Origin of the sequence: Bacillus sp. JJ783 (assembly GCF_036963225.1) — a bacterium.
GTDB classification, from domain to species: domain Bacteria; phylum Bacillota; class Bacilli; order Bacillales; family Bacillaceae_G; genus Bacillus_A; species Bacillus_A cereus_U.
In genome coordinates this window covers 8,342-25,437 of the sequence record NZ_JBALMG010000005.1, presented here as the reverse complement: position 1 = coordinate 25,437, position 17,096 = coordinate 8,342, and the positions used below count along the sequence as shown (strand labels likewise).

Below are 17,096 nucleotides of genomic sequence, written 5' to 3'. Positions count from 1 at the left end.
AGTTTTCAAAGAACTTGTCCGCCGCTTCAGAAGCGACTTCATCATATTAACACCTTCATTTTTCGATGTCAACTATGTTTTTTAATTTCTTTTTTGTCGTTTTCTGCGTTTCCGCATCAGCGACGTTTATTAATATACCATCATGGTTTTTAAATAACAAGTATTTTTTATAAAAAAAACACAAAAAGTTATCTACCCTACTTTCTTCTATAGAAAGAACCCTTATCCTTTCTACTGAAAACATTCATTTTGATTGTATACAAGTTACTATACACTATCATCAACCAGGCAACTTCCTAACCTTTAGTCCTCTCCTTTTTTAATTTTACAATTACCACAGTTCTACTTAAGAAGGACAAATAACCATTTAAATGTAGAGTAACAAAAAACGAGTCCACTATACTAGAGCAAAACTTTAATTCCTGATTTTTCTCTCCAATCAGGAACTTTACTTCCACAAATAACGAACTTCCCCTCGAAATATTAACTTAAGATTATTGTTAGAATTTTTTTACATTTAATTAATGAAAGATATCCATTTTTTGTTATATAGTAAGAAAGTGCCCACAAAACTATAAATAAACTAATGGAGGAATTATCTTATGGATAGGTTAACAAAATTTTCATTAAAAAACCGAGCCGCTATTATTATCATGGTTTTTCTCATTTCCATACTCGGTGTTTATTCTGGCTCTAAATTACCTATGGAATTTTTACCAAGTATCGATAACCCTGCAATAACTGTCACGACATTATCTCAAGGGCTCGATGCTGAAACGATGGCCAAGGACGTAACTGATCCCCTTGAAAAACAATTTCGTAATTTAGAACATATCGATGGCATCACTTCTTCCACAAACGAGGGATTATCACGCATCGACATTGCATATACATCCAAGGCAAATATGAAAGACGCGGCACGCGAAGTCGAAAAAACAATTAATACAATTAAATTACCTAAAGATGTAACTAAGCCTGTAGTTAGCCAATTAAATACTTCTATGATTCCACTCGCTCAAATTACCATCCAGAAGCAGAACGGATTTTCAAAAGCTGACGAAAAACAAATCGAGAAAGAAATCGTACCACAACTCGAAAGCATTGACGGTGTTGCCAATGTTATGTTTTTCGGAAAATCAACTTCCGAATTATCCATCGTACTTGACCCTAACCAACTAAAAGATAAAAACGTAACATCAGAGCAAGTATTAGCAGTTTTACAAGGAAAAGAAACGTCCACCCCAGCCGGAGCAATTACCGTTAATAAGGAAGAATACAATCTTCGTGTCATCGGAGATATAAAAAATGTAAATGACATTAAAAATATTACTGTTACACCTCAAGTAAAGTTGCAAGATGTCGCTCAAATTGAACTAAAACAACATCATGATACAATCTCGCATATAAACGGAGAAGAAGGAACAGGATTAATCATCATGAAAGAGCCGAGTAAAAACGCGGTTGCAATTGGAAAAGAGATCGATAAAAAGATTAAAGATATAAGCAAACAATATAAAGATCAGTTTTCTATTAAACTTCTAGCTTCAACTCATGAGCAAGTTGAAAATGCTGTCACTAGTATGGGCAAAGAAGTAATCCTTGGGGCAATTGCTGCAACTCTCATTATCTTAATCTTTTTACGCAGCTTCCGAACAACACTCATCGCTGTCGTTAGTATTCCGCTATCTATTTTATTAACACTATTTTTACTCCATCAATCCAACATCACACTTAACATTCTAACTCTTGGTGGCTTAGCCGTTGCTGTGGGACGTCTCGTCGATGATAGTATCGTTGTCATCGAGAACATTTTCCGTCGTTTACAAAAAGAAACCTTCTCTAAAAATATTATTCTTGAAGCAACGAAAGAGGTCGCAGTCGCAATTACCTCTTCTACTTTAACAACAGTCGCCGTTTTTTTACCTATCGGTCTCGTATCGGGAGTAATTGGAAAACTAATGTTACCTATGGTATTAGCAGTTGTATATTCTATCCTCTCTTCTTTAATCGTTGCGTTAACAGTTGTTCCACTTATGGCTTTTTTACTACTCAAAAAAACAAAACGTCGCAATTCTCATTCTTCACCGCGATATGTCGCTACATTAAAGTGGGCTCTTTCTCATAAGTTTATCATTCTACTCACTTCTTTTTTATTGTTTGCAGGATCCATTGCAGCCTACATATTACTACCGAAAGCGAACATAAAGTCTGAGGACGATACAATGCTATCCGTTAACATGACATTTCCAACCGATTATGATTCTGAAGCTAAAAAACAAAAAGCCTTTGATTTCGAAAAGAAACTACTCTCTAATTCTGATGTAACAGATGTTATTTTGCGAATGGGATCTAGCGCAGAAGATGCACAATGGGGACAGACAACTAAAAACAATCTTGCAACTATATTTGTAGTCTTTAAAAAGGGATCTGATATCGACCAATATATTAAAGAATTAAAAAAAGAGCATAATGCTTTTGAACCAGCTGAACTTGATTATATAAAAACTAGTTACTCTGACTCCGGAGGCGGAAACAACTTACAATTTAACGTAACCGCTACTAACGAGACAAATTTAAAAAAGGCCGCTAACATCGTCGAAACAAAACTAAAAAGTATGGATGCTCTCTCTAAAGTAAAAACAAATATAGAAGACTCTAAAAAAGAATGGCAAATTCATATTGATCAAACAAAGGCGGAACAACTCGGTTTAACACCAGAATTAGTAGCACAACAAGTATCATTCCTTATGAAGAAATCTCCTATCGGGGAAATTTCAATCAATAATGAAAAAACAACTATTATGATAGAAAATAAAAAGGCATCCATTAACAAACAAGAAGATATTTTAAACACAAACATACTCTCACCTATTAACGGACCTATTCCTTTAAAAGACATTGCAACTATTTCAGAAAAGCAACTTCAAACAGAAATCTTCCATAAAGATGGGAAAGAAACGATACAAATTACTGCAGAAGCTTCAAGTGAAGATTTAAGTAAAGTAAGCGCAGAAGTAAACAAGGCTATAACCGAATTAGATTTACCTAACGGAGCAAAAGTAAATATCGCAGGCGCTACCGAGTCTATGCAAGAGAACTTCACAGATTTATTCAAAATTATGGGGATTGCAATTGGGATTGTATATTTAATTATGGTTATCACCTTCGGGCAAGCACGTGCTCCTTTCGCGATTTTATTCTCTTTACCATTAGCTGCTGTCGGCGGTATTTTAGGATTAATCATTTCAAGAACACCTGTTGACGTAAATTCATTAATCGGCGCATTAATGTTAATCGGGATTGTCGTTACAAATGCTATTGTATTAATAGAAAGAGTGCAACAAAATCGGGAAAACGGTATGGAAACAAGAGAAGCCTTACTAGAAGCCGGATCTACTAGATTACGTCCAATTATTATGACAGCTATAACAACAATCGTCGCTATGCTACCACTCCTATTCGGTCAATCTCAAGCGGGCAGCATGGTATCAAAAAGTCTAGCTGTCGTTGTAATTGGTGGCTTAGCCGTTTCAACCGTTCTTACATTAGTAGTTGTTCCTGTTATGTATGAACTATTAGATAAAATCGGGAGAAAAAGACGCTCCCGCAGAAAAATAAGTACTTCTACAGAAACACCTGATATTTAAACCAAAAGGCGTTATCTTCAATTATGAAGATAACGCCTTTTTATCCCTCTACCTATCCATAATATAATCCATCACTTTTTTACCATACTTCTCTAGCGGCTCTCCAGAATCCACAATAAGATATTCACCATGTAAAGGCCTTTTACTGCCAGCCAGACATTTTTTAAATGCTACCTCTGATTCTACTTGTGTAATTTGACTTATCTTACGTTCACGCGTTTGTAACCTACGATTAATTTCTTCTATATTATTAAGATAACATTCAATATATTTATATGTAGCAACATGTTTCTGACATAAATCTATTCCTTTTTTAACCATCCCTTCATAGAGACATGGACTATCTAATATAACACTATGTTCTTGCTCCAACAAAAAATCAATCAGTTCCCACTCAATATCATAGGAGATCCCCCCAACCACTGTTGGTTCAACACCTTTTGCCTTTAATGATTTTAATAAAGCTGATTTCACGACGTCATGATCCACAATAACAGCACCTGTTAACTTAGCGATATACTTAGAAAGTGTCGATTTACCTGATCCAGGAAATCCCGACATTTGCAGAAAGAACACTTTCAAACCACTCCCTATTTTCATCCGAATTTCTATATATCAAGTTACCTATTCGGTCACTCTTCTTCTTTTCCTGCCAACAACAAAATGACCGTAAAAAAACTCCCTGTTTATAAACAGAGAGTTCTTGCCTTCAATTTATGCCGCTTTTACCTTCTTCGTCGTTTTACGACTTTTTTTCGCTCCTGTAAAACGTTTGTGTAATACAGATGCCACAAAGCGTGAAATAATATTAAAGAGTAATACCATAATAATTAATACAGCTGCAGATTTCGTTGCAATTAACTTCGCATCCGGGATAATCCCTTCAGAGTTTAATTTCCAAATGTGAACAGCTAACGTTTCAGCTGGTCTAAATGGATTTAAAGGATGCGAGGGGCTCGAGAAGTCCGCTGCTGAATTTAAAATAGGTGATGTTAAACCCGCTGTATAAATTAACGCCGCAGCTTCACCGAATATACGGCCTGCTGCTAAAATAATACCTGTAATGATTTGTGGTAACGACGACGGAATAATGATACGGGTAATTGTTTGCCATTTCGTTGCACCTAGTCCAAGACTCGCCTCTTTTACATTATGAGGAACTTCAGAAATCGCATTTTCACAAACACGTGTTAAACCAGGCAAATTCAAAATAGTTAAAGCAAGCGCTCCACCCATTACTGTATATCCCCAGCCTGTCATTGTAACAAATACTAATAAGCCAAATAGTCCAACAACGATAGAAGGTAAAGACGCCATTGTTTCGATACATAAACGAACAAAACTTAAAAAACGACCTTGTTTTGCATACTCCGCTAAATATATTCCAGCCCCTAATCCGAGAGGAATAGATATAATAAGCGTTATAACAAGCATGTAGAAAGAATTGAATAACTGTGGACCAATTCCCCCACCAGCTCTTGTATTACTTGGTTCTCCGAATAAGAAACTAGGATCCCAAAATCCCCATCCCTTTTGTAGAATTTCGTACATTAAAAAAGCAAGCAAAGCTACAACTAAAGCTGCAACCGCATAAAAGATACCTGTCCAAACTTTATTTACCGTTCTTGCATTCATTATTATCGCTCACCTCTTTGACCAATCGCTCGAATTACTAAAATAAACAGGAATGAAATAACAAGTAAAATCATTGCTAACGTCCATAGCGCATTGTTCCAAGCTGTTCCATTCAATGTATTCGTCATATCCATTGTCAGAATACCAGTTAACGTTGCTGTTGGACTATATATTCCTTCCGGTAATTTAATCGTGTTCCCGATTACCATTTGAACCGCTAACGCTTCACCAAAAGCACGCGCTAACCCTAAAACTATACCTGTTAAAATCCCTTGTTTTGCAGCAGGAACAATAACTCGGCTAATCGCTTGCCATTTCGTCGATCCTAGACCGTAAGAAGCTTCCAAGTAATCAAACGGAACAGAGCGTATTGCATCAGAGGCAATACTAGCAATAGTAGGTAAAATCATAATACTCAGGACAATAATACCCGCAATTAAACTAAAGCCCACTCCACCAAACGAATCACGTAATAGAGGAACCAAGATCGTAACCCCTAATAGTCCGTATACAACTGATGGAATACCAACTAATAATTCTAAAACAGGCTTTAATACTTTATTCCCAAACTTCGGCGAAATTAAATTCATGAATATAGCAAGAGCTATAGCAATTGGTGCACTAATGACAACAGCACCTAACGACACAAGCGTCGAACCGACAATAAAGATTACAGCACCATACGTACCTTGATCAGCATTTGGATTCCATTTTGTCGAAGTTAACACCTCAGAAAATGAGATACCACTTTGCGTGAAAGATTGAATTCCTTTGCCGCAAATAAACGCAATAATAGCTAATGTAATAAAAACAATAAAGATACCGCAAAACGTAACAAGTGATCTACCTATATATTCACTCTTTACGTAATTAATTTGTTTTTTCCCCTTCATCACAGGACAGACCCCACTTCATAGATTGAAATGAACAGGACTGGCCTTGCAGCCAGCCCCATAAAATTTTATTACTTATTTAATTTCGACATTGGGATGTAACCCATATCTTCTACTTGTTTTTCGAAATCTTTACCTTTTACATAGTCAATGTAAGCTTTTGTCGCTTCTTTTGCCTCACCTTTAGTTACCATGTACTCGTAAGACCAGAATGGATATTTACCAGCAGAGATGTTTTCAACTTTCGGTTCAGCACCATCAATTTTCACAGTTTGTAATGCACCTTTTTTATCGCCAACCATGTAAGACATTGCTAAATAGCTGATTGAACCTGGAGTAGAGTTAATCGCTTGCTCTACTGCACCGTTAGAATCTTGTGTTGTACCAGTTCCATCATTAATTTTAGCTTCTTTCATAACTGTTTTTTCAAATGTAGCACGTGTACCAGATGAAGCTGGACGATTAATTACATTGATTTTCTCATCTTTTCCGCCTAACTCTTTCCAGTTCGTCACTTTTCCAGTGAAGATATCTTGTACTTGTTTTGCTGTTAAGTTATCAACTTTTACATCTTTATTTACGACAAGCGCGAATGCGATACCCGCTACCTTGTTATCTACTAATTCTTTCGCTTTTTCAGCATCTTTTATTTTATCTGAAGCCGGAACATCCGAATTACCAATTTGTACTGCACCAGATGCTACTTGGTTAATCCCAGTTCCACTACCGCCACCTTGAACTTGAATAGAAACTTTTGAATTTTTCTCCATGAATTTCTTTCCAGCTTCCTCCGCAAGAGGTTGAAGAGCTGTAGAGCCAGCCGCTGCAATCGTACCTGATAATTCTTGTTTTGCATCGCTACCTTTAGCAGCTTCCTTATTATCCGTACTTTCTGCTTTTCCACATCCAACTAATGCACCTGCAACAACTAAAGCCGCTAAAGAAAATTTAATACCCTTTTTCATGATCATGTCTTGTACCCCCATTTGGATTATCACTTTTCGAATTCATCTTCTTTCGAACACAAATTCATTGTAGGACAACAATATTATGTGAGTGTTAAGCAATTTTTAAGTTTAAGTAAATAGAGATAACATTCCATAAAAGCTAGGCATTCCAACATTTACAGTTGAAAAAGCCAACAAAACCCACACTAAACACGCAGTATTGTAAATTTATTCTTAACAATGTAAATCCAATGTAAATATTTTTCTTTATTTTGCCCTTTAAGTTAAAGCTATATTTACAAATCCACTATATTTTTTAAATTTTACACTCTTACTTTATTTACATTAAGAAGAATTTCAGTAATATTTTTCGGTACAACTCAATAAATTGGAACAATTCTAAAAATATTTGAATATTTTTAAAGTACTAATTGACAGCATCATTAAATGTAGTCTACTATATTAGTATCAAAAAGTTTACCTAAGGAAACTTTTTAAACTAAAACTAAAAATATAGAGATGAGGTAACTTTTATGGTATCGGCTAATACTAAACCCCTTTCCGAATTCAGAACAGGGGAATTTGTACAAATTGAGAAGATACAATTAGAAGGAACTATGAAACGACGTTTATTAGATTTAGGCTTTTTTCCTGGAGCGACAATTAAAGTATTACAACGCAGCCCACTTGGAGACCCAGTCGCTTATCAAGTAAGCAACACAACTATTGCACTGCGTAGTGAAGAAAGCTCCCTTATTTTCGGGGTATTAATAGGAGATGATTTCAGATGAGTAACCATCGCATTGCGTTAGCTGGTAACCCGAATACCGGGAAAAGTACATTATTTAATACTTTAACAGGCTTAAAACAACATACTGGAAACTGGACGGGGAAAACTGTTTTAAAGGCTGAAGGGGAATATAAGCATGGCGGAAATATATATACAATAATAGATTTACCTGGAACTTACTCACTGTATTCAAATTCGGCAGATGAAGAAGTCGCACGAGATTATATTATATTTGAAAAACCAGAAGTAACTGTAGTTGTTATAGACGCAACTGCAATGGAAAGAAATTTAAATTTAGCACTCCAAGTGATGGAAATGACAAACGATGTGGTCATTTGTATTAACTTAATTGATGAAGCGGAGAAAAAAGGAATCATTATTGACGAAAAGAAATTAGCAAAATCACTTGGTGTACCGGTAGTTAAAATTTCAGCCCGAAACCGAGTTGGTATCGGACATTTACTAAGCATCATTGCTAAAGTAGCAACTAAAAAACTCATTCCAACACCAATTAAAATTACTTATAATGAAAAAATTGAAAATATGATTCAAGAATTAGAACCACAAATTTATAAAGTGTTCGGCAATACGTATCCAGCACGTTGGATTGCGTTACGTATTTTAGATGGCGATAAGAATTTCTTAACTGCACTTCAAAAACATCATAACGAACCACTTGTAAGGGAGGTCGTAATCAATGGAATCTCACTCAGCCAGTAAAGCTCTTCCGCTAGACTATATTGTTCAACATGCACAAACACTTTCAAAAGAGGACATACGAGATGATATTGTCGGAGATATTTATCGAACCTCCGCAAGTATATGTAAAGAAGCTGTCCAATATACGAATACTGATAAATTATATCGTTCAGAAAGATTAGATAAGATTTTCACTTCTCCTATTTGGGGATTCCCAATTATGCTCGGTATTTTATCTATTATTTTTTATCTTACAATCGCTGGTGCTAACGTACCATCCGAGATGATTGCTGAATTTTTCGGCTGGGCCGAAGGATATTTAACATCTTGGTTCCAAGCAATGCATGCACCAGAATGGCTACATGGCGTTTTAATACTTGGTTTATTCCGTGGTACCGGAGCCGTTATTAGCGTTATGTTACCACCTATGGCAATCTTCTTCCCTATGTTTGCCCTCTTAGAAAACTATGGATATCTACCACGCGTTGCGTTTAACATGGATCGTTTATTTAAACGCTCTGGCGCGCATGGGAAACAATCTTTAACTATGGCAATGGGGTTTGGATGTAACGCTGCCGCTATTATGTCAACACGTATTATCGAATCACCACGTGAGCGTATGCTTGCCATTTTAACAAACAACTTCGTCCCATGTAATGGACGCTGGCCTACATTAATCTTAATGGCTTCATTATTTATGGCTGCTGGATATACAGGCAGCATGCAAACACTTGTTACTGCCGGCGTTGTCGTTGGAATGGTTGTAATTGGCGTTATTGTAACTTTAACTGTTTCTTGGGTTTTATCAAAAACTGCTCTAAAAGGCGTTCCAACTCACTATACGTTAGAGTTACCACCATACCGCAAACCTAAAATTTGGAATACAATTGTGCGTTCAACGCTCGATAAATCAATATATGTTTTAAAACGAGCTGTAATTGTAGCTGCACCTGCCGCTGTATTAACTTGGATACTTGCTAATATTTTCGTTGGTGACACAAGCTTACTTATGCATTTCGTAAACTTCCTAGATCCATTCGCTAAATTACTAGGACTTGATGGTTTTATTCTAGCGGCATTTATCCTTGGGCTACCAGCTAATGAAATTGTTATTCCAATTTTATTAATGTCTTACTTATCAACTGGTGCTTTAACTGAAATAGATGATTTTAATCAAATTAAAAATCTATTCTTAGAACACGGTTGGACTTGGTTAACTGCGCTAAACACAATGTTGTTCTCACTCCTTCATTTCCCATGCGGAACAACACTAGTTAACATATATAAAGAAACAAAAAGTGCAAAATGGACATTCTTATCGTTCGCAATCCCTACTGTTATTGCAATTGTTGTTACATTCCTCTCTACACAATTGGTACATTGGTTAGGGCTTGTATAAGCAAAGTATACATAGAAGGTATCCCCCTTCAACATATGCTTTGTGCAAAAAAGAAACCTGAAACTTATTCAGGTTTCTTTTTTTGCGCATCCTTTTTCCACGGCTGGGCACCATACGTTGTAAGTTTTTTATGAATAAAATATATAGTCCCTGGAAGAACCGCCATTAATATAGTGCAACTAATTCCCAATCCAGTAAACAACTTCCACCACCTTATTTCACTCTCTTCGGTAAAGCTGAACCTGAATGTGCAATTGTTGGATGAACATGAACAGTAATTTCAGCATTACTAAAGTAATTTTCGCCTTGATCCCAATTCTTACTTATCTTTTTCCACTCTTTATAGTTATGTCGCTTATATACTTCCCCTAATGCTAATACATCTACCTTATATTTTTTTTGAACAAGCTTAATCGATTTTTGGATGCGTTTCTCCATTTCCTCTGAAATATCCTTCTCTAAACGCTTTTCATTCAAAACCTTTTTATGATCACTAAAGTGCAACTCAGCCAATGTACCTTCCAGAGATAAGTGAATATTAAACTTTGGTTTTGTAGCATTTTCCGTAGATACTTTAATCTTTCGGTGCATCTTATGAATTTCATATGTAATAAGCTGGTCTTTTTTGCGGATAGTAAAAAAACCTCCAATTTTTTTACCTATTATATAATTCATTCCTAATGTTTGTTCTCCACTTAAACTGCCTACACACTTATTATCCTTCCCACGAAACAGCGCTGCCCCATTCATTTGTACCCCTTGTTTTGTTAGTTCGAGAATAGGTAATACGAAACTTTGGTTAGCAATCATTTTTTGCTGTACCTCACCAATTCTTGCAGCCTCGATCATTTGAGCATTTTTCGGAGGATGCTCAGCTAACATATCAATGTATTGCGCTGGTAAATTTTCAGGCTTTGCACTTTGTTTTAAAATAGCTTCTGCATTTTTCTTAGAAACAAACAAACGAATATTTCTTCTCATCTCATGATCGCGAATATATACATCCAACGTATTTTGTAAAATATACGGTTTCGATAGTAATTCTTCAGAGAAAATAATTACTTGTATATGCGGAAAAAATAATGTACGACTAATCTTTTTAGCAATAATTCTTATTTGTTCAAACACACTATCTGCTTTCGCACTAACATTAATATAATTTTCGCCATCCCCATCACCTTGTCCACCTTGCTGCGCTAACTTACTGGGAAGTACCATCTGATACGTCCCTTTCATAATTGGATTTGCTTTCTTTGCCTTTACAATATCGTAAGCTGCACCTACTACAAATCCTCTTTCTTCTATTTCTTCTAACTCAGAGCACCCACTTATAGATCCAGCTAAAACCATAACCATTATAATTTTAAGAAGGTGTTTCATTTCTACCATTCCTTCTTTTTATTTTATATACAATAAAAACTAACAAAGGCGCTAGCACGACAAACCCCATATCTATCCAAGCTAAATAAGTCCCGTAATTTGACAATTCTTTAGAATTACTAGGTATCATATTCACCATAAAAATAATCGGGGCACTTACAAAAATGAAAATATGTTTCTTCACTTTCGGAAACATAGCACAAAATAATAAAGATGCGACGTCATAATACATTGCTGTAGTGTTATAAATAGTAATAATCCAAGTAGTAAAAAAAATCGCATCAAATCTTTCTAAAAACCCTCCACCAATTTCAATTTCTTTCCCTAATTCAATTGTTGGATATGTCAATCCACGTGTTGTCATATACGTAAAAACACTAATACAAGTTACATAAATTAAAATGTATGACAACACGTTTACTATCACCGCTTTTGCAACTGCCATTGGCGCTTTTTTCGCTGTCTTATCGTTCAACAACACAGCATAAAACAGAGCTACCTCAAATCCGATGAATGTAAAAATAGAATTCTTAACTCCTACAGCATACTGACTGACATTCGTTTGAAAAGCCGGTAGTAAATTATCTATTTCCATTAAGTTCACATTCAATAAAGAAAGAAGCACTATCGCAATTAAAACAATTGGTAAGAATAGAACATTTAACCTTAATAAAGCCGCTCTCGATCCTGCTACTCCATAAATAACAACTAATAAGAAGAAGAAAGACAATAGCTGTATTGGTGTATCACTAAATAAATATGTTTGTGAAATAACCGCAATCATTCGCGATTCATATGCTGTCAAAGCTGCAAACGTTAATACTAAAATACTACTAATTGTGTACGCAATAGGTTTCGTCAAATGCGCACTTGTATATTGAACAAAGTTTTGTTTTGGGAATAAAATAGCTACCCTCGTTACAAACCAACCTAAAACCGCACATATCAATCCACCCAAAAGTAAAATAATCCAACCGTCCGAAAATAAAGTTTGATCGGCAATATCTCTCGGCATAGACAATGCCCCTATACCAATAATGGTTGACGATACCGCAAAGCCAATTTCCCGAGATCCAATCTCTTCATCGCCATACTCAAATGGTTTCAATTATTTTCGCTCCTTTGGACGTATTGTAGAATCTTTTGTTTGTAAATATTCCGGTCTCTCTTTTAACATTGATTTTGGTAGGCGAACCAATTCTTCTTCCCAATCTTTATAAAAAGCAGGAGCAATAGGTGTTGTATACGGAACCCCAACACTCTTTAAATTTGTAATATGAACCGCAAGTGCAATAAGAGCTAAAATGATTCCGTACAACCCAAAAGCAGTTGCAGCTAACACGAAGACGAAAAGTAAAATTCGAAATGTAATCGTAATGCTATATACAGGAAGTGAAAATGTAGCAATTGCGGTAACCGCAATAATAATTACTAAAAACGGATTTACAATCCCCGCATTTACTGCCGCTTCTCCAATTACAAGACCACCTACGATACCAATTGTTTGCCCCATCGGTTTCGGAAGCCTAATCCCGGCTTCTCGTATTAATTCCATCGTTAATGCCATCATTAGGGTTTCAATATAAGCAGGAAATGGCACCCCTTCTCTCGCTCCCGCAATAGAATAAGCTAGTTTAGATGGGATGAGCCCTTGATGATACGATACAAGCGCTACGTACATGGCAGGTAATAAAACAGCAGCGATACCTGACCCCATACGTAAAATTCTTAATAACGTTCCAATTACCCAACGCTCATAATGATCTTCTACAGATTGAAAAATATCAACAAACACTAGTGGAGCTATAAGAGCAAATGGTGACCCATCTACTAAAATGGCCGCTTTCCCTTTCGCCAATGCAGCCACTATATTATCTGGTCTTTCTGTATTTAAAAACTGCGGAAATGGAGACAAATTATTATCTTGAATTAATTGCTCAATCGTTCCTGTCTCAAAAATGACATCTGTCACTATTGATTGAAGACGCCGATCTAGCTCTTTTACGATGTAAGGGTTAATAATATCTTCTATATATACTAGGGTTACTTCTTTCTGCGATCGCTTCCCCATAATATAAGATTGAAACCGTAACTTCGGATCACGTAAACCACGGCGAATTAACATTTTATTCACATTAATATCTTCATTTAATCCAACTCTCGGTCCACGTATTAAATCTTCTGTCACTGGCGGTTCTAGACTTCTTTTCTCCCAAGCCCTACTGTTAACAACAATAGCCGTTTGAATATTATCAATTAATATGACTGTATCTCCTGCTAAAACCGCATTTATAATGTCTGGAAAAGTTGTCTTCATACCGACTTCTGCAATAGAAATAAAACGATCCAACAATGTCTGAACCACAGCTGCTTCATTTGGTATTTCTTCATATTGAAGTGTACGAACTACGTATTTATAAACATTATCCTTATCTGTCAATCCACATAAAAAAACAACCGCACAACGTGTAATGCTACCAGCAAGAGCAACTTCTCTAATTGTTAAATCATTAGGTGAACCTAACTCATCTCTAATTTCCTTCATAACTTCAAACAAGTTACCTTTTAGCTCTAACAATTTCCCCACCTAACTTCCTTTTCAACAAGTTTTTAGTTAGATTCCGCTAATAGAAGAAAATATATACAAAAAAGAGCTATCTCTTTTCGAAGATAGCTCTAACACGCGGGTTACTTTTCTACTATTATATTGTCTTTCTTTATAGATACACTTTTCGTGAATCCACTAACGATAAACATCACAATCATATTCATTAACAATGCGACTATACCTACATTTAAATCTTTTATATATTGCGGAAAACTCGGAAACATCGTAGCTATAGTTGAACCAGATAAGGTAATATATGCGACAATTAACAACCCAATCCCCATTCCTGCAATCGCTCCTTGCTTCGTAATAATCTGCCGTGGAAACAAACTACATACAAGTGCAGGGAAAAGTTGCGTAACTATACTGTATCCCATTAAAAGAAGAGCACCTATCGTTTCTCCTCCTTTAAATGTAAACAATACTGCTACGAGCGTTACTACAGGCACAAATAATTTTGCAGCTTTAGCAACTTGTCTATCTGAAGCAGATGGCACCATTGTTCGATAAATATTTTTTGCCAATAGTGTGGAAGCGGCCATAACAAGCATGGAACCTGGAACTAACGCCGTTAATACCCCCGCACTACCAATAATCCCAATAAACCAAGGATCAAAAGTTTGAAGAGCAAGACGGAATAACGAAAGGTCTACATCCGCTCCCTTTAATCCTGGAACTTGTAATATAGCAGCAAACCCTGCAAAGAATACGAAAAGCAAAACTAAAGAATACAGTGGCATGATTGCCGCATTTTTACGAAATACTTTTTCATTTTTTGCAGAGAAAGCAGAGGCAAATGTATGAGGCCACATGTAGAAACCGAGGGCCGTTAATATAATAGTAGAAACAAACCAAGAAATACTCATTCCTTCTTCAGGTAAAGATAAAAACCCTGGTTTCGCAGCTTCTACAGCTTCGAACATCGGCTGAAATCCTCCATAATAATGATACGGTAAATATATACCTAAAAACATAACGATGAATAGTATCATAATATCCTTCAAAGCAGCTGTCCAAGCCGAACCATGTATACCTGAAACCATTACATATATAGTTATAACAATAGCGCCAATCCATACCGCAATAACAGGTGACACTCTTCCATAGGAAGCTTCCGAAACGATGATCCCTAACCCCTTTAGCTGTAAAACGAGATATGGGATGATAGAAATAACACCAATAATTGAAACAATTATCCCAAGCGTCTTACTTCTATATTTCTTCGCAAAAAAATCGGACTGCGAAACGAGGTTATGCTCTTTTGCATATTTCCAAATTGGAGGCAATAAGAAATACGATAAAATATAAGCTAATGCACCATACCCTAAAATATAAAAAGTAGGAGCTCCTTTACTATACGCCCAGCCACTTCCTCCTAAAAATGTGAATGTCGTATAAATTTCGCCTGCCATAAGGAGAAAAACGAAAATAGTTCCAAACCCTCTTCCGCCAACTGACCATTGCTCTAAATTCATATCTTTCCCACGTTGTGCTCGAATTCCTAAAAATAGTGCTAGAAATAAGAAGAAAATAATGATAAGTAATGCTGTCATTTTACATCCCCCTTATTAGCAGGGTCGAATACGTACACAAGACCCATACAAAGAGACGTAATGAGCACTGATAATAGTACCCAAAATAATAGAAATGGCATCCCAAGCACGTAAGGAGTGACCGAATTTGCAAATACTGGTCCAATCACTAAACAAAAAACTGGAATAAGTACTAGCACGTGTATTTTCTTCATCTCATTCTCCTTTACTTATAAAATTCATAATGGATGATACAAAGACTTCCACTCCAATTGGTAATGCGTCTTCGTCAATTGTAAAACGAGGATGGTGATGCGGATATATAATTCCCTTCTCTTCATTGCCTGCCCCAATAAAAAAGAATGTTCCTGGTGCCTTTTGTAAAAATGCCGAAAAATCTTCTCCTGCCATCGTTGGTTGTAAACGAACAACTCTCTCTCTTCCATACAGCTGTAATGCCGTATGTTCAATAAGCTCTGTAACTTCATAATCGTTCACAACTGGTCGATATCCATACTCATAAGAAAATGTATACTTAGCACCGTAGGATTCTGTAATATGTTTTACAATCCTTTCAAGCTTCTTCTTTGTTTCTTCTCTTAATTCATGCCTTAAACTTCTCACTGTCCCTTCAATCTCCGCTTGTTCCGGGATAACATTATGAGTTGTCCCAGAATGAAATTGCGTAACAGATACTACGAGAGAATCTAACGGATTCGTGAGGCGAGATACAATTTGCTGGATTTGTGAAACTACTTGCGCACCAATGGCGATACTATCAACTGTTTCGTGCGGAATTCCAGCATGACCACCTTTTCCCTCTATCTTAATTCTAAAAACGTCCGGTGCCGCCATCGCAGGACCATAAATTACACCTACTTTTCCAACCTCTAATGACGCCCAAAGATGAGCACCAATAATGCAATCCACACCTGCCATCACTCCCGCTGCGACCATTTCCTCTGCACCACCCGGAAAATTTTCTTCTGCATGTTGAAATAAAAAGCGAATCTCTCCTTTAACTTTCTCTCTTTCCTCTACCAACTTATGTACTACACCAAGCAATATTGCCATGTGACCATCGTGACCACACGCATGCATCACACCTGGATATGTAGAAATAAAATCAAACTTATTTTCTTCATGAATAGGAAGAGCATCCATATCAGCACGAACTGCGAGAGTTTTACCAGGCTGCTTACCAATTAACCTTGCCATTACACTATATTTAGTAGGCCTTGAGACTTCTAAATACGGGATTTTCCGAATTATGTCGAATACAAATTGAGATGTTTTTTCCTCTTGAAAAGATAACTCTGGATACTTATGAAAATGCCTTCTCCACTCAATCAACTGATTCTTTGATAAAACCAGTTCCTTTGCGACATCCATTTCTCTTCTCCCCTTCTTCACCAAGTTAAATGTTATTATAGCGCGAACCGTTAACTTTTAAAATAATATTCAGAATTTTCCGTAATAAATATCAAAAAATAAAAAGCCATCTCAAGATGACTTTTCATTTTATCCCGCTATTTGTCGGCAGTAAACGCCCGATTGGTGAAGGCT

Annotated in this window: 15 protein-coding genes; 4 read left to right on the top strand and 11 right to left on the bottom strand. The window is 36.3% G+C overall.

The genetic code is table 11. From position 1 onward, the window contains the following. Positions 1–602: 602 nt before the first annotated feature. Complete coding sequence (locus V7038_RS01235; protein ID WP_002114252.1) at positions 603–3,647, top strand: efflux RND transporter permease subunit; 3,045 nt, start codon at positions 603–605, stop codon at positions 3,645–3,647. A 48-nt stretch (positions 3,648–3,695) separates the two neighbouring features. Here the strand turns inward: V7038_RS01235 and V7038_RS01230 are convergent, their stop codons facing one another. From V7038_RS01230 to V7038_RS01215, 4 genes are all read right to left on the bottom strand, one after another. Beyond that, complete coding sequence (locus V7038_RS01230; RefSeq protein ID WP_070138765.1) at positions 3,696–4,223, bottom strand: AAA family ATPase; 528 nt, start codon at positions 4,221–4,223, stop codon at positions 3,696–3,698. A gap of 138 nt (positions 4,224–4,361) precedes the next feature. Beyond that, positions 4,362–5,282, bottom strand: a complete 921-nt coding sequence (gene pstA / locus V7038_RS01225; protein WP_002114246.1) for a phosphate ABC transporter permease PstA — start codon at positions 5,280–5,282, stop codon at positions 4,362–4,364. A 2-nt stretch (positions 5,283–5,284) separates the two neighbouring features. After that, the gene (gene pstC / locus V7038_RS01220; protein WP_002090872.1) at positions 5,285–6,175 is read right to left on the bottom strand and encodes a phosphate ABC transporter permease subunit PstC; all 891 of its coding nucleotides are present in this window, start codon (positions 6,173–6,175) and stop codon (positions 5,285–5,287) included. Between the two features lie 71 nt (positions 6,176–6,246). Next, positions 6,247–7,146, bottom strand: a complete 900-nt coding sequence (locus V7038_RS01215; RefSeq protein WP_002114243.1) for a phosphate ABC transporter substrate-binding protein PstS family protein — start codon at positions 7,144–7,146, stop codon at positions 6,247–6,249. Between the two features lie 509 nt (positions 7,147–7,655). Here V7038_RS01215 and V7038_RS01210 point away from each other — a divergent pair. Genes V7038_RS01210 through V7038_RS01200 form a run of 3 tightly spaced genes read left to right on the top strand, consistent with a single transcriptional unit; the run spans position 7,656 to position 10,010 of the window. Beyond that, a complete protein-coding gene (locus tag V7038_RS01210; RefSeq protein WP_002090873.1) occupies positions 7,656–7,913 on the top strand; it encodes a FeoA family protein in 258 nt (85 codons plus the stop codon). Continuing rightward, a complete protein-coding gene (locus V7038_RS01205) occupies positions 7,910–8,632 on the top strand; it encodes a FeoB small GTPase domain-containing protein (RefSeq protein ID WP_335468810.1) in 723 nt (240 codons plus the stop codon). Before V7038_RS01210 ends, V7038_RS01205 begins: the two co-directional genes overlap by 4 nt. Then, a complete protein-coding gene (locus V7038_RS01200; protein ID WP_002114239.1) occupies positions 8,610–10,010 on the top strand; it encodes a nucleoside recognition domain-containing protein in 1,401 nt (466 codons plus the stop codon). Before V7038_RS01205 ends, V7038_RS01200 begins: the two co-directional genes overlap by 23 nt. Positions 10,011–10,074: 64 nt before the next feature. On the opposite strand, the gene V7038_RS01195 is transcribed toward V7038_RS01200, so the two are convergent. The 7 genes from V7038_RS01195 to V7038_RS01165 all read right to left on the bottom strand — a co-directional run bounded on the left by V7038_RS01195 (position 10,075) and on the right by V7038_RS01165 (position 16,922). After that, the gene (locus V7038_RS01195) at positions 10,075–10,212 is read right to left on the bottom strand and encodes a hypothetical protein (protein WP_087945977.1); all 138 of its coding nucleotides are present in this window, start codon (positions 10,210–10,212) and stop codon (positions 10,075–10,077) included. Between the two features lie 11 nt (positions 10,213–10,223). Then, positions 10,224–11,390, bottom strand: coding sequence for a Ger(x)C family spore germination protein (locus tag V7038_RS01190; RefSeq protein ID WP_002116283.1), 1,167 nt, complete (start codon positions 11,388–11,390; stop codon positions 10,224–10,226). Further along, the gene (gene gerLB / locus V7038_RS01185; RefSeq protein WP_335468806.1) at positions 11,374–12,498 is read right to left on the bottom strand and encodes a spore germination protein GerLB; all 1,125 of its coding nucleotides are present in this window, start codon (positions 12,496–12,498) and stop codon (positions 11,374–11,376) included. The genes V7038_RS01190 and gerLB overlap by 17 nt, the downstream gene beginning before the upstream one ends. Beyond that, a complete protein-coding gene (gene gerLA, locus V7038_RS01180) occupies positions 12,499–13,977 on the bottom strand; it encodes a spore germination protein GerLA (RefSeq protein ID WP_078181719.1) in 1,479 nt (492 codons plus the stop codon). A gap of 101 nt (positions 13,978–14,078) precedes the next feature. Further along, complete coding sequence (locus V7038_RS01175) at positions 14,079–15,551, bottom strand: sodium:solute symporter family protein (RefSeq protein WP_002114228.1); 1,473 nt, start codon at positions 15,549–15,551, stop codon at positions 14,079–14,081. Beyond that, on the bottom strand, positions 15,548–15,745 hold the full coding sequence (locus tag V7038_RS01170) for a DUF3311 domain-containing protein (protein WP_002114225.1): 198 nt from the start codon (positions 15,743–15,745) through the stop codon (positions 15,548–15,550). The genes V7038_RS01175 and V7038_RS01170 overlap by 4 nt, the downstream gene beginning before the upstream one ends. Before the next feature lies 1 nt (position 15,746). After that, a complete protein-coding gene (locus V7038_RS01165; RefSeq protein WP_335468802.1) occupies positions 15,747–16,922 on the bottom strand; it encodes an amidohydrolase in 1,176 nt (391 codons plus the stop codon). Between the last annotated feature and the right edge of the window lie 174 nt (positions 16,923–17,096).